A 13,322-nucleotide genomic window follows, 5' to 3' on the forward strand; every position below is an offset into this window, starting at 1 on the left:
CCCGGGGGGGGGGGGGGGGGGGGGGGCACCAGCCCGGCTCGGTCCGGCTGCCTCGGCCGCAGCGGCTCGCCGCAGCCGCCCGGCGCCCTCCGCGCCGGGCGGCGCGGCCTGTCCGGACCGGGCCGGTGTCCCGACCGCTGCGCTGCTCCATCCAGCTTCTCCGCGACCCGTACCACGCGCGCCCGCGGCGGCCGGGATGCCGGGGGAGGAGCCGGATGGAGCCCACCCGGGCCTCGGCCTCAGCAGGTGACACGTCCCGTCCGCGGAGAGGAACCGGGAGGGGGCCGGATCGGTCCGCTGTCCCGCCGCCACGGCAACACACGAAACCCGGACGTTTCCGAATCGGAGGAGAACCATGTTCCGCCACCGCCCGATCCGAGGACGCCGCACGACCGGCCTCCTCGCCACAGCGTTGGTGACCCTGTCGGTCGGCTTGACCGCGGTCGCGCCCGCTCACCCGGCCTACGCCGACACCGCCACCCTGGGCGAACTGGCCGGGGCCGAGGGCCGTTACTTCGGCTCCGCCACGGACAACCCCGAGCTGTCCGACACCCAGTACACGCAGATCCTGGGCAGCGAGTTCAGCCAGATCACCGTCGGCAACACCATGAAGTGGCAGTACACCGAGCCCTCCCAGGGCCGGTTCGACTACACCGCCGCCGAGGAGATAGTCGACCTGGCCGAGTCCAACGGCCAGTCGGTGCGCGGACACACCCTGGTGTGGCACAACCAACTGCCGAGCTGGGTCAACGACGTGCCGGCCGGCCAACTCCTCGGGGTCATGCGCAACCACGTCACCCATGAAGTCGACCACTTCAAGGGCCGGCTGATCCACTGGGACGTGGTCAACGAGGCGTTCGAGGAGGACGGCAGCCGCCGGCAGTCGGTCTTCCAGCAGAAGATCGGCGACAGTTACATCGCCGAGGCCTTCAAGGCCGCCCGCGCCGCCGACCCGGACGCCGAGCTCTACTACAACGACTACAACATCGAAGGCATCGGCCCCAAGAGCGATGCCGTCTACGAGATGGTGAAGTCCTTCAAGGCCCAGGGCATCCCCATCGACGGCGTCGGCATGCAGGCCCACCTGATCGCCGGCCAGGTCCCGGCAAGCCTCCAGCAGAACATCCGGCGCTTCGCCGACCTGGGCGTCGACGTCGCCCTCACCGAACTCGACATCCGCATGACCCTGCCGCGCACCGCCGCCAAGGACGCCCAGCAGGCGACCGACTACGGCACCGTGGTCGAGGCGTGCCTGGCGGTCTCCCGGTGCGTCGGCATCACCCTCTGGGACTACACCGACAAGTACTCCTGGGTCCCCTCCGTCTTCCCCGGCCAGGGCGCCGCCCTGCCATGGGACGAGAACTTCGCCAAGAAGCCCGCCTACCATGCCATCGCCGCCGCGCTCAACGGCGGCAGCCCCGCCCCCGGCGGCAGCTGCACCGCTGTCCACCGCGTCACCAGCCGGTGGCAGGGGGGCTTCACCGCCGAGATCACCGTCAGGAACAATCACACCGCGCCGATCGCCGGCTGGACCGTCACCTGGACGCTGCCCAGCGGCCAGTCCATCAGCCACGTGTGGAACGGAAACCTCACCGTCGACGGGCGGGGCGTCACCGTCCGCAACGCCAGCTACAACGGCACTCTCAGCAGCAACGGCAGCACCACCTTCGGCCTCCAGGGCGGAGGCACGGCCGACACCCCGGCGGACCTGACCTGTACCCCTGGTCGGCCATCCAGGACTTCGGCGTAGTGGGCTGACGTCCGTCTGCCGACGGCTCGCCGTGTCGGGAGGAGCCGGTGAGGCGGGCGGACCCCCACGGCCGGACCCGTACTCCGGTCCTCGGCTCACCGCGGACGCGTCCGCGCCCACCCGCGCCCCAAACGGACGTCACCCCGCCCGGCGGCGGCCCGGCCCCCTCGCCCCGCTCGGCCGCCGGATGGATCCTCCGCCGCCCCGAGACCGATGTCGGTGGTCACTGGAATACTGCCTCCGCCCGGGACAGCGATACCAGGAGCCGTGCATGGGAACGTGGGGGACCGGTCCGTTCGACAGCGACCTCGCCGCGGACTTCGTCGGTGAACTCGAAGGACTCGCCCCTCAGCAGGTCGTCGACGTGCTCGAGCGGGCCTTCCGGCGGGTCACGGGCTCCGCAGCGCGCGTGGACGGCGGAGACGGCACCGAAGCGGTGGCCGCAGCCGCGCTCGTGGCCAGTACCATCCCGGGCAGCCGGATCGCGATCGATCCTGAGGACGGCCCGAGGGAACCGCTGCCCGAGCTGCCCGCATCGCTCCGCACGTCGGCCGGGCGGGCACTGCATCGGGTGCTCCAGGACGCCTCGCAGTCGGCGGCGGGCCGGGTGGACGAGGCCGACGCCGAACAGTGGCGCCAGGAAGTGCAACGGATCATGCGGGACCTCGGAACAAGCGCCGGCCACCGACGGTGACCGCATCACGGAAAGTGAGCGGGAATCCGGGAATCGACGGCACCCTGACCCTCGCAGCGCCTCCCGCCCGTTCGGCCGTCCGGCAGTCGCCGGCTTCGAGGTGATCGGGGGAGGGCCGGTCCGGGGGGAGGGACGGCGTGACGGCGATCGGAGGGCTGCGTCCGGAGAGGGCGGCTCGGCTCGAGGCGCTCGTCGAGGAGTGCCGGCCGCTGTCGGCGGATGACGACGGGATGGCTGCGGTGCAGCGTCTGCTGAGCGAGCGCCGAATCGAGTTGCTTGATGCGGTGGTTGTCACGCGCGAGCTGCTTGGGGCGGGCCCCACGGCGCTTGGTGCGGCGAAGACGATCGTACTGGCGAGCCCGGGCAGGGGGCGTGAGCTGAGGGTGCACGATCAGTTCATGGCCGATCCGGAGCACGAGGGCGGTCCCGACGAGCAGTGAGGCCGCTTCGCCGACCGGGGCGGCGGGCCCGGGGGCGGGATCCGCGGAGGTCAACCGGCCTGGCGGGCTCCTTGGCCCGGGTCCGGGCGGAGGCGAGGCGGCAGGAGTCGGTGCCGGTCTCGGCGATCGTGCCGTTGAAGACCAGACGGTCGATGACGGCCGCGCGGAGACGGGGGTCGGTGAACGTCCCGGTCCAGCCGGGGAAGGACTCGTTGGAGGCGACGGCCACGCTGTTCCTCTCCTCGCGCTCGGTCCGGGTCCGGAAGAGGAGTTCGGCGCCGCGGCGGTCCGGTTCCGTGCGGCCGAGCTCATCGACGCGGAGCAGGCCGTCGAGCCCGCCTCCCGTCCGTGACCGCACGCGACCGGCCTCGGCGATCCCGGAGCGCCGGGCCCCCGCTTGACGCGCGGGCGATGAGTTCGGACGGGAGATCGGGTCTGCCTTGGTATGACTCGTATCATCGCTGACATCTCGGCCTCCCTGGACGGTTTCGTCACCGGACCCGACCCCGGCCCGGACAACGGACTGGGGACCGGTGGCGAAGCCCTCCACACCTGGGCGTTCTCCGACGACCCCGACGACCGCCGGATCCTGCGCGAGGCGACCGCCCGCTCGGGCGCCGTCGTTCTCGGCCGCCGGCTGTTCGACGTGGTCGACGGGCCGAAGGGCTGGGACGACACGTCCGGCTACGGCGCCGGCGAGGTCGGCAAGCCCGCGCTCGTGGTGGTGACGAGCTCACCGCCGGAGTCGGTGCGGCTCACCGGCCTCGACTGGACGTTTGTCACCACCGGTCTGCCCGACGCCGTCGACGCCGCGCGCGAGCGCGCGCAGGCGGCGTCGTCGGACCGCGGCGAGGACCTCGACGTCGTCCTCATGGGCGGCGGCGCCACGATCGCCTCGGCGCTGGACGCCGGGCTGGTGGATGCGCTGACGCTGCACCTGGCGCCCGTCGTGCTGGGCGCGGGGACGCCGCTGTTCACCGGCGGAACGCGGCACACGCTGGCGCAGCGGAGCGTGACCGCGACATCGAACGCGACGCACCTGACCTACGACGTCCTCCGGTGATCCGATGACCACCGTCAACGTTCACGGGATCAGCTTGGGCGTCGAGTCGTTCGGTGACGACGACGCCCCACTCGTCCTGCTCGCGGGCGGGACCACGATGCTCTCCTGGCCCGACGCGCTCTGCGAGCGCCTTGCCGCCGGCGGACGCCGCGCGGTGCGCTACGACCTGCGCGACAGCGGGGAGTCGACGACGGCGGACCCGGAGGCGCCCGCCTACACCCTGCGCGACCTCGCCGCCGACGCGGCCGCCCTCGCCGACGCGCTCGGCGGCGGGCCCGCGCACCTGGCGGGGATCGGTGTCGGCGGGATGGTCGCCCAGGTGGCCGCACTCGACCACCCGAGCGCGTTCTCGGCGCTCACCTTGGTCGGCACCCGCGCTGTCGCGCCCGGGCCGACCGACGATGACCTCCCCGACCACGACCGGGCGGCGATGAGCCGGCTGTTCGCCCTTCCGATGCCCGACTGGGCCGACCGCGAGGCGGTGGCGGGGTTCGCCGCCGACAGCGCGGCGATCCTCGGCGACGACCCCGTCGCCGCGCGTGCGATCGCCGCGCGCGTCTGGGACCGCACGCCCGGCACCGCGCCCCCGGTCCAGATGTCCAACCAGATGGGCATGGTGTTCTCCAGGCTCGACTGCGGACCCCGCTGGCGCGAGCGCCTGCCCGGGATCGAGGTCCCCACGCTCGTCGTCCACGGTCGCCACGACCGGTTCTTCCCCGTCGGCAACGGGGAGGCGATCGCACGCGAGGTTCCCGGGGCGCGGCTGCTCGTCCTCGAGGCGGCCGCCACCGCGCTCCCCGACGCGGCGGTCGGCGAGGTCGCCGAGGCGATGCTCGCGCTCGGGTAGGGGACCGCGCGGGGTGCGGCGTCCGGCGTCCACCCGGTCCCTTCGGCTGGTCGGCCCGACGCGGAGCGGGTGGAGCCGACCGGGGAGCAGCCTCCACCGGGGAGACCCGGCCCGCGGCCGGTTCAGGCGTGCACTGGCGGAGGGGGTCCGGGAGACGCCCGGGGGCTCGGCGATCCCGGCCCCTCCGCGCCGCCGCAGCAGGCGACGCCGTCGTCCTCATGCCGGCCTGACCGGACTCCGGCTCTGCCCGGACTGCTTCACCGGCACCCCGTCCCGCCCCACTCCCGCCTCGGCGCGGGAGTGGGGATGCCGCCGGACACGGTGCGGGGACAGCGGGCGCCCACACCTTCGGAGCAGCCCCGGCCCTCTTTCAGCGGCGCTGTGCTCCTTTCAGCCGTTCGATCCGGGTACCGAAAGTGGCGGCCTGACGGCCGAGGCCGCGCCGGTCGGGCGCCGGAGGTGGTCGGAACGGGAAGTCGCCGAGGAGGATTTCGGCCGGCTCGCCCGGAGGCAGGGGACGGGACGGGAGGCGGCAGCCGTGGTCGTGGACGAGGGTCGGGCACTGAGGGTGGAGCGCTCGCCGCATCGCCGACTACGCGGCCCCTACCGGACTGTTCGGTTTGGCAGGCGGGTCTGCCCCGAGGCTGACCGCGCCGCTGTCGAACGCGGCCGTCGGCGTCCTGATCACGTCCGGGCCCAGACCGCGTGGGGACACCTCCAGCACGGCGGAGCCGGAGGTGGAGGCGCTGAGCGGCGCAACCTGTCGTGCGGGCCTCACCGTCACCCGCGCGCGCTGAAGCTTCTGGTCCCGTGCGGCGGTGGCCAGGGCTCGGAGCTCGGCGTTGCCCACAGTGAGCTGCCGACGCACCCTGGCGGCGGTTCAGTCGGCGACGTACACGCAGCGTGGACGGCGAACAGCGGCATCCGTTCGCCAGGGCGAGCGCGCGTCCTGGGTGCCTATCATGCTGGACCCCGACCAGCAGACACGGTCGTCATGAGAGGGCTGCGTCGTTGACCGTGCCCCGAATCTCCAGACAGCCGTCGCCTCCCTGCTCGTACAGGACGAGACCGAGCGCACCGGGGCACCGGCCGCCCACTGACATGCGGTCCGTTTGGCATGGCCAGACGCTGAAGCGTGAGCCCATGGCACCCACGAAGGGGCCGTACCGGCCCGCTCGAAGAGCGCTCCTCGCAGCCGGCGCACCAGCCATGGCATTCCCGTGCATCTGCCGTCGCTTTCACGGCAGCCCTCCATAACGGCCCTGTTCCGCATCTGTCCGCCCCACCTGAGGGCTTCCTCGGCAGTGACGTCGAGGGCCACGGACCCGGTTTCGGCGATGTGCTGCTGGTTGACGCACACGCTCCCGGCGACGGCACAGCGCGGCAACTCGGTTCGTCGGCAACCGTACGACCGCCTGGACGGACGAGGGCCGTAGGCATGCTGCCGCTCGCGGTCCGGGACTGCAAGACGGTCGGCTCTGTCTTGCATTCGGTGACGGCGGATCGTGAGCATGGGGTAGCTCTGCCTCGCGAAGGGTGCGGTCGGTGCTCTGACCTCGATGCTCCGAAGTGGATGGCGATGCATCGGAGTCGCTGAGTCCGTCGCGCCGAACTCCCGTGGACAGACACCGAGCCGATCGGTCGGCCTCCGGAGAGCGACCGCCGTGGCGCGCGGAACTGTGAGTTCATGATCGATGTCCTGCCTGTCGCCGCCGTTACTGCCCGTCACTACCGGATGTGAGACAGAGCCGACCGTCTTGCAGTTCCGGCGGGCTTGGGAGGGTGGGCTTCGGAGGCCGGGCAGCGGGGTAGCGAGACAGTGCACAGCCAACCGCCGACCTGCACGTCGTTGATCGACTGGCCGAGTGCGGCGCGGTGTTCGCGTGCGGCGGAGTCCCACCACGTCACGTCGAGCGAGGGGAGGCAACACACATGGACTTCGGTTGGTCACGTGAAGAGCGCCTGCTCGCCGAGGAGCTTGTCGAGGAGATCGCATCGTGGCAGCTGTCACCGGGCGAGCGCGGCAGGTCCTTCACCGCCGCTGAGTGGTCGCTGTGCGGGAAGGCGGGATTGCTGGGCTGGGCCATGCCGACCGAGTACGGCGGCCGGGGTATGGGCGCGCTGAGCACAGCGAACGCCTTCGAGACCATGGGGTTCGCCTGTTCCGATACGGGTCTGGCGTTCAGCGCCGCAGCGCACCTGTTGGCCTGCGGCATGCCCATCGCGGAGTTCGGCAGCCCCGAGATGAAGGAGACCTGTCTGCCGCGGCTCAGCTCGGGGCAGTGGGTCGGAGCCAATGGCGTCACCGAGGAACAGGCGGGATCCGATGTGTTCTCGCTCAGTACCACCGCCGAACGCTGCGATGACGGATATGTGCTCAATGGGCGCAAATCGTTCGTGAGCAACGGTCCTGCCGCCGACGTGTTCGTCATCTATGCCCGCACGGATCCTTCATTGGGAGCTTTGGGTATCTCGGCGTTCGTCGTCCCCAAAGGCACGCACGGCCTGATCGTCGGGCCGCCCCAGGAAAAGGTCGGGCTGCACAGCTGCCCCGCCGGGTACGTCGATCTGGTCGAGTGCCGGGTGGGCCGGGAGAACCTCCTCGGGCCGGAGGGCGCTGGCATGTCGATATTCAAGCGAACCATGCAATGGGAACGCTCCTGTCTCACCGCGATCTACCTCGGGACCGCCAAGCGCCTTCTCTCGCTCACTTCCGACCACTGTGCCGCCCGGAAGCAGTTCGACAGGCCGCTCGCCCAGCACCAAGCCGTCGCCCACACGCTCGCCCGGCTGCACGTGCGGCTGGAAGCCGGCAGGCTTCTCGTCTACCGAGCCTGTTGGCTCCTGGACCAGGGCGACAAGTCGCTGACGCCGGCGTCGATGGCGAAAGTGTCGGTGAGCCAGCTGGCACTGGACGTGAGCACGACGGCCACACACCTCTTCGGAAGCCTCGGAATCTGGGGGAACAGCCCGCTCGGCCACAGCGTCGTCGACGCCCTTCCGGCCTCGCTCTTCTCAGGCAGCACCGAGATGCAGTACGACATCATTTCCTCCGAACTGGGGATCACGCAGGCCGAACCCATCCGCATCGACCACGATCGGGCTTTCTGATGACCGACACGAGCCGGCCGGAAGGCGATGGGGCGAGCTCCTGTGACCGTGAGATCCGTCTGCTCATACGGGAATATATCGCGACCCTGGTGACGGCCGCGGATGGAGAGCTGGAAATCACGGACAGCTCCCCGATTCTGGAATGGGGACTACTGAACTCTCTCACCGTGACCCGTCTGATTGCCTTCCTCGAACGGACCTTCCACATCAAGGTGAGCGCGGCGGACGTCAATGGTGGAAACTTCCGGACAGTTCACCACATCGCTGATCTCGTGCGACGCTGCCGAGATGCGGATGCGGCGCCGGACGACACCAGGTTGTGAGAAATCATGGAAAATCTGACCTTGGAAAACGGTCCCGTCGAATACTTCCGGGTGCCGGGCGGTTCATCCCTCAGCCCGATGGTCATGCTCCACGAGGGGCTGGGAAGCGCTGTTTCGTGGGGCGCGTTCCCGCGAAGGCTCGCCCGGCTCACCGGCCGGGATGTGGTGTCCTACTCCCGATACGGCTACGGCGGCTCGGGCCCGTGTGCCGTACCGCGGAGCAAGGCGTTCCTTCACGACGAGGCGATGCGGGTTCTGCCGGAACTGATCGACCGGCTCCGGCTAGTTCGACCTGTCCTGGTCGGCCACTGCGATGGGGCCTCGATCGGCATCATCCACGCCGGCAGCGGGCGGGCGGACCTGTCCGGGCTCATCCTGCTGGCACCGCATTCCTTCATCGATTCAGCCACCCGCACCAGGCTGATGGCGCTGCGGCAGAGCTTCGCCGACGGTGAGCTGGCTTCGCGACTCGCGCTCTACCACCCCGATCCGGCCGGAGTCTTCCGCCCCTGGAGCGACATCTGGACCTCGGAGGCGTTCCAGGATTTCGACATCTCCGCGTATGCCGAGCGCATCGACTGTCCCGTCCTCGTCATGCAGGGTGTGGAGGACCAGGCCGGCACAATGGCGCAACTGGACCTCCTGCAAGCCAGGGTTCCATCGCCTGTGACGCGTATAGATCTGGAGGCTTGCGGCCATGACCCCCACCTGGAAATGCCGGATGCCGTGGAAGGGTACATCGCGAAGTTCCTGCTGGGGATGCAGTGAAAAAGGTGTGATCTCATGAATGCGGCACGCACGCCTTCCCCCGGCGGGAATGGTTACGCCGACTACTTCCCCGGCGGTGACCAATCGGAGGCATGCCGACTACGGGCGCTCTCGGCCGGATACGACCCGGCCAGCCGAGCTGTCCTGCAACCCCTCGTCCTGCAGGCGCGTAGGATCCTCGACCTGGGAAGCGGGCCGGGGCATCTCGTCAGATGGATCGCCGACGTCACCTCAGGCAAGGGGAGCGTCCACGCTGTAGATCTCGACATATCTGCCATCACACCCGGCGCGGGCCTCACTGCACAGCAAGCGGACATCACCGCGCCGGATTTCGATCCAGGGCGATTCGACATCGTCCACGCGCGATTCACTCTCGGACACATCCCGGCTCGCGAGGACGTGCTGCGCCGCATGTACTCCTGGACACGGCCCGGCGGATGGATCGTCGTCAGCGATTTCGCCGAGTTGGGAACGCCCGCCCCCACTTCCGCCTATGAGCAAGTCCTCGTCGGACTGTGCCGCACCATGGCACATATCGCCGGTTCGGACATGAACTTCGGCAGGCGTCACGCCGCGTCGCTCGCCTCGCTGGGACTCAGGAACATCGGACTCAGGGCGGACACACCAGCATTCCGCGCCAAGACACCGCTGGCCGACTTCTGGTCCGCCACCATCTCCAAGGTGCAACCGCAGATCCAGGAACACGCCGCTGTCTCCGCAGCCACCATCAAGGACGCGCTCAGCGAGCTGAATGACCCCGACCGGCTGGAACTATCGCTCCCCATGATCACCTCATGGGGGCAGAGACAGTGACGCCTGGACCGTTCGCGATGAGCGGCTGCATGAGCGGAGGCCCGACATCACTTCGGAAAGCAACGACCGCATCCTCCCGGACGACGCCGGGGGCGGCCCGCCTCAGACCCTGCACGGTGCCCTGTCAGCGGCAGCCCGGCGGCACGGGGACCGACCCGCCATCATCGACGGAGACCGCGTCGTTTCGTACGCGGAACTCGACATCTGGTCCAGCCGCATCGCGAACCTGCTGTGCGAGCAGGGCGTCATCCCCGGCGACCGCGTGGCGCTGTTCCTGGACAAGTCCGCCGCGGCCGTCGCGGGAATCTACGGAATCCTCAAGACCGGTGCCTCCTACGTGCCCTTGGACGTGCGTGCGCCCCTGTCACGGCTATGCGGTGTCGCCGCCGATTGTGAAATCGCAGCGCTGCTGAGCACCGCCGATCGACACAGGACCTGGCGGGATCTGGTCACCGCGCACTCCGGTGTCCGCGCGATCGTCGCTCTCGATGGCGAATCCCCGACTGACACCCTTGGCGCGGTCCGATGTCTCGACGCCCTTGACCTGGCGGCCCGGCCTGACACCCCGCCACCGGTGTTCGCGAACTCCGATGCCCTCTCATACATCCTCTACACCTCGGGCTCGACCGGCCGACCCAAGGGAGTCATGCACACTCACCGCAGTGCGCTGGCCTTCGTCGACTGGGCCGTTCGGGCGTTCGAGATCACCGAGCGGGACCGGCTTTCGAGCCACGCCCCACTGCACTTCGACTTGTCGGTCTTCGACCTGTACGCCGCAGTCCGCACCGCGGCCGCCGTCGTCCTGATCGCGCCCTGGGCGACGGCCTTTCCTGTCGAGGTCGCCCGCATCATCGCCACCGCAGAGATCACGGTGTGGTACTCGGTCCCCACGGCGTTGCATCAGATCGTCCGCAACGGGAACATCGATCAGGGTGCCTTTCCGCGCCTACGCACCGTGCTGTTCGCGGGAGAGGTCTTCCCGACACCGCGGCTTCGCCAGGTGATGAACCTGATGCCGAACACCCGTTTTGCCAACCTCTACGGTCCCACCGAGACCAACGTCTGCACGTGGTACGCCGTTCCCGAACTGCCGCAGGACAAGACCGAACCGATCCCGATCGGTCGCCCCATCGACGGAGTCACCGCGGACGTGATCGGTCCCGACGGCCACCCGGTCGGCTGCGGCGAGCCCGGCGAACTGCTGGTCTCCGGGCCCACAGTGATGCGCGGGTACTGGGGGGATCGTGACCGGACGGAGCGATCGCTCATCCACGCCGTCCACCACGCGGCGGAACTCGCCTACCGCACCGGCGACATCGTGCGAACGACACCGGAAGGCGACTTCGAATTCCTGGGTCGGCGCGACCAGCAGGTCAAGAGCCGCGGCTACCGCATCGAACTCGGCGAGATCGAGGCAGCCCTCTGCACCGCGGAATCCGTCGTCGAATGCGCCGTACTCGCCGTCCCGGACGAAGAGATCACCAATCGCCTCGTCGCCTTCGTCGTCGCAGTTGGCCCACGCGACCCGGCGGCGCTGCGTCAGCACTGCTCCGACCAGTTGCCGCAGTACATGATTCCCGATTTCGAGTTCATCGACAGACTACCGCGTGGTAGCACCGGAAAGATCGACCGACAGATGCTCGCCGACGAGCTGTCGAGCCGGACGGACGCCCCGGCTGCTCCTGTCACGCCGACCAGCCAGTCCCCATCGCCCAGTTGAGGGCCGGGCCGTACGTTCGGTGCCTCCGGGGTGCCCCGGTGGCGGGCGACGGCGAACACCGCCGCGGCCTCCACGTCGGCGGTCAGGACGCCGAGGTCGCCGTAGCGGGTGACCTCGGCGGCGGTCTCCCGGTAGGGCGCATCCCTGGTCCAACCGGTCCCGCACCGCACGGCCATGCCCGGGGCGCGCAGAGTGCGGGCAAGGTGCTCGGTCAGGGACCGGGATGGCCTGGCACGGGTTCCGGGAGGCAGACAATGGTGGGAGACGCCTTCCTCGCGCAGCGCGCTGTCGCACACCACCACTTCGCCGGCGTGAAGGTCCGCGCGGAGCGAGGCGGCAGTGCCCACCGTGATGACGCGACGCGCCCCGAGCGCGACGAGCTGTTCTATCACCGGAGCGGGTGCGGGGGCACCGAGGTCGAAGTTCCGGTAGACGCCGAGCGTTCGGCCCTCGTGCTCCGGGACGCGGAGGTCCCCACGGACCCAGTCGAGCCTCCGGGTCCGGTAGCGGGAGGCGAGGTGTTCCATTGTGTGCCGCCGGCAGACCAGAACGATGCCGTTCGGGTCTGCCGGCGTCGTGGCCGGTTCGCGCTGCCGGACGTATGCGGCGTGCTCTCCCGGATCGGTCACCGTCGCCAGCGCGTGCCGGCCCGGGTGCAGCGGGAAGGCGCCGTTCACGCCCGGTCTCCCGCGCGGCGAGCGCCGCCGCGAGCTCCTGCTCGGCGCCGGGATGGACGTGGTTGACGATGGCCACGGCAGCACGAGGTCGTCCATGTGCCGAAGGTGCCGGTCGCAGTCCAGGCCGCGCTTGTCCATCAGGTGCTTTTCACGGTACGCCCGCGCCGGGTGGGCGTTGAGAGTCGCGCGCCGACCAGTGCGCCGGGTGCGCGCCCTGGGGCTATGGGCAGGTCTCTTCGTACTTGACGGTCCTGAGAGTGACGGGTTCGCCGTCGAACGCGGCGCCGGCGGCCGGGGTCTGGGTGCAGACCTTCCAGTTCGCGCCGTTGAGGACGATGCGGTCCTGCCCGGACGCGTCGGTGGTCTGAATCGACGCGTTGGACGGGAGGGTGTCGAAGGCGGCCCGCACGGACTTCCCGACGAGGTTCGGCATCTTCCCGTCGTCGGCGGGCTTGGCCGACTCGGCGCCGGCGTCGCTGGCGGGGCAGTCCTCTTCCAGCTTCACGGTGCCGAAGTCGATCTTTCCGGTGACGGGGTGCTCGCCCGGGGCGGGCGTCTGGAAGCAGACCTTCCATCCGCGGTCGGAGATCTGCATGCGGCCACGGCCGGTGGCGTCGTGGGAGGTGAGGTTGTAGAACCCGGCTTCCTGCGCGGTGTCCTGAGCGGTCTGCAGGCCCTTCCCGGCGAGGTCGGGCAGCTCGGCGGTCTTCGGGGCCTCGCCGGTGGGCGGGGTGGTGGGCACGCTCACGGACGGGGTGGGGGCGCCCGTGTCGGTCCTGGTCGGCTCGCAGGCGGTCAGCGGCAGAAGGACAGCGGCGGCAGCGGCAGCGGCGGTACGGGCACGCATGAAGGGTGGCTCCTGGTGTGACTTGCTGGCGGACACGGGCAGCCTGCCGCACGGGCAGCACCCGGCGTCGCTGTGTGACGGGATCGTGACAGGAGCTTGGGGATGGGTGCGCCCCGCCCGGGCTGCTGCCGGGCGGATTCCCCGGCGGCGATGCCGCGGGATATCTCTTCGTGCTCGCTGCCGGTCAAATGCCGTTCTGATCGCTGCTGCGGGGCGGGGTGAGGCGGACCCACCGCTCTGGTACAGGAACCGGCGAGTGTTTTGCATCG

At 70.1% G+C, this 13,322-nt stretch carries 11 protein-coding genes and 2 pseudogenes; 10 read left to right on the top strand and 3 right to left on the bottom strand.

Annotated elements, in window-relative coordinates:
* Positions 1 to 355 precede the first annotated feature (355 nt).
* The 3 genes from QC029_RS11525 to QC029_RS11535 all read left to right on the top strand — a co-directional run bounded on the left by QC029_RS11525 (position 356) and on the right by QC029_RS11535 (position 2,884).
* Positions 356 to 1,750 carry an endo-1,4-beta-xylanase gene (locus QC029_RS11525; protein WP_279555490.1) on the top strand — a complete coding sequence of 465 codons (1,395 nt, stop codon included), beginning with the start codon at positions 356 to 358 and terminating at the stop codon, positions 1,748 to 1,750.
* A gap of 271 nt (positions 1,751 to 2,021) precedes the next feature.
* Positions 2,022 to 2,444 (top strand): DUF4259 domain-containing protein, encoded by a 423-nt coding sequence (locus QC029_RS11530; protein WP_279555491.1) that lies wholly within the window; start codon positions 2,022 to 2,024, stop codon positions 2,442 to 2,444.
* 137 nt (positions 2,445 to 2,581) lie between these two features.
* Positions 2,582 to 2,884: a hypothetical protein gene (locus QC029_RS11535; RefSeq protein ID WP_279555492.1), complete on the top strand. Its 303-nt coding sequence runs from the start codon at positions 2,582 to 2,584 to the stop codon at positions 2,882 to 2,884.
* A 61-nt stretch (positions 2,885 to 2,945) separates the two neighbouring features.
* Here QC029_RS11535 and QC029_RS11540 read toward each other — a convergent pair.
* A pseudogene (locus QC029_RS11540) lies at positions 2,946 to 3,209 on the bottom strand (ATP-binding protein); the annotation flags it as partial.
* A gap of 120 nt (positions 3,210 to 3,329) precedes the next feature.
* Between QC029_RS11540 and QC029_RS11545 the strand changes: the two are divergent.
* The 7 genes from QC029_RS11545 to QC029_RS11575 all read left to right on the top strand — a co-directional run bounded on the left by QC029_RS11545 (position 3,330) and on the right by QC029_RS11575 (position 11,529).
* Positions 3,330 to 3,947: a dihydrofolate reductase family protein gene (locus tag QC029_RS11545; protein ID WP_279555493.1), complete on the top strand. Its 618-nt coding sequence runs from the start codon at positions 3,330 to 3,332 to the stop codon at positions 3,945 to 3,947.
* A 4-nt stretch (positions 3,948 to 3,951) separates the two neighbouring features.
* Complete coding sequence (locus QC029_RS11550) at positions 3,952 to 4,794, top strand: alpha/beta fold hydrolase (RefSeq protein WP_279555494.1); 843 nt, start codon at positions 3,952 to 3,954, stop codon at positions 4,792 to 4,794.
* 1,932 nt (positions 4,795 to 6,726) lie between these two features.
* Positions 6,727 to 7,905, top strand: a complete 1,179-nt coding sequence (locus tag QC029_RS11555) for an acyl-CoA dehydrogenase family protein (protein WP_279555495.1) — start codon at positions 6,727 to 6,729, stop codon at positions 7,903 to 7,905.
* On the top strand, positions 7,905 to 8,228 hold the full coding sequence (locus QC029_RS11560; protein ID WP_279555496.1) for an acyl carrier protein: 324 nt from the start codon (positions 7,905 to 7,907) through the stop codon (positions 8,226 to 8,228). The genes QC029_RS11555 and QC029_RS11560 overlap by 1 nt, the downstream gene beginning before the upstream one ends.
* A gap of 6 nt (positions 8,229 to 8,234) precedes the next feature.
* Positions 8,235 to 8,996, top strand: coding sequence for an alpha/beta fold hydrolase (locus tag QC029_RS11565; RefSeq protein WP_279555497.1), 762 nt, complete (start codon positions 8,235 to 8,237; stop codon positions 8,994 to 8,996).
* A 15-nt stretch (positions 8,997 to 9,011) separates the two neighbouring features.
* Complete coding sequence (locus QC029_RS11570; RefSeq protein ID WP_279555498.1) at positions 9,012 to 9,809, top strand: bifunctional 2-polyprenyl-6-hydroxyphenol methylase/3-demethylubiquinol 3-O-methyltransferase UbiG; 798 nt, start codon at positions 9,012 to 9,014, stop codon at positions 9,807 to 9,809.
* 121 nt (positions 9,810 to 9,930) lie between these two features.
* On the top strand, positions 9,931 to 11,529 hold the full coding sequence (locus QC029_RS11575; RefSeq protein ID WP_279555562.1) for an amino acid adenylation domain-containing protein: 1,599 nt from the start codon (positions 9,931 to 9,933) through the stop codon (positions 11,527 to 11,529).
* A 38-nt stretch (positions 11,530 to 11,567) separates the two neighbouring features.
* Here the strand turns inward: QC029_RS11575 and QC029_RS31185 are convergent.
* Together QC029_RS31185 and QC029_RS11580 are read right to left on the bottom strand one after the other, a co-directional pair.
* Positions 11,568 to 12,344, bottom strand: a pseudogene (locus QC029_RS31185) (hypothetical protein); the annotation flags it as partial.
* An 82-nt stretch (positions 12,345 to 12,426) separates the two neighbouring features.
* On the bottom strand, positions 12,427 to 13,053 hold the full coding sequence (locus QC029_RS11580; protein ID WP_279555499.1) for a hypothetical protein: 627 nt from the start codon (positions 13,051 to 13,053) through the stop codon (positions 12,427 to 12,429).
* Positions 13,054 to 13,322 lie beyond the last annotated feature (269 nt).

Origin of the sequence: Streptomyces sp. DH37 (genome assembly GCF_029813835.1) — a bacterium.
Lineage (GTDB): Bacteria > Actinomycetota > Actinomycetes > Streptomycetales > Streptomycetaceae > Streptomyces.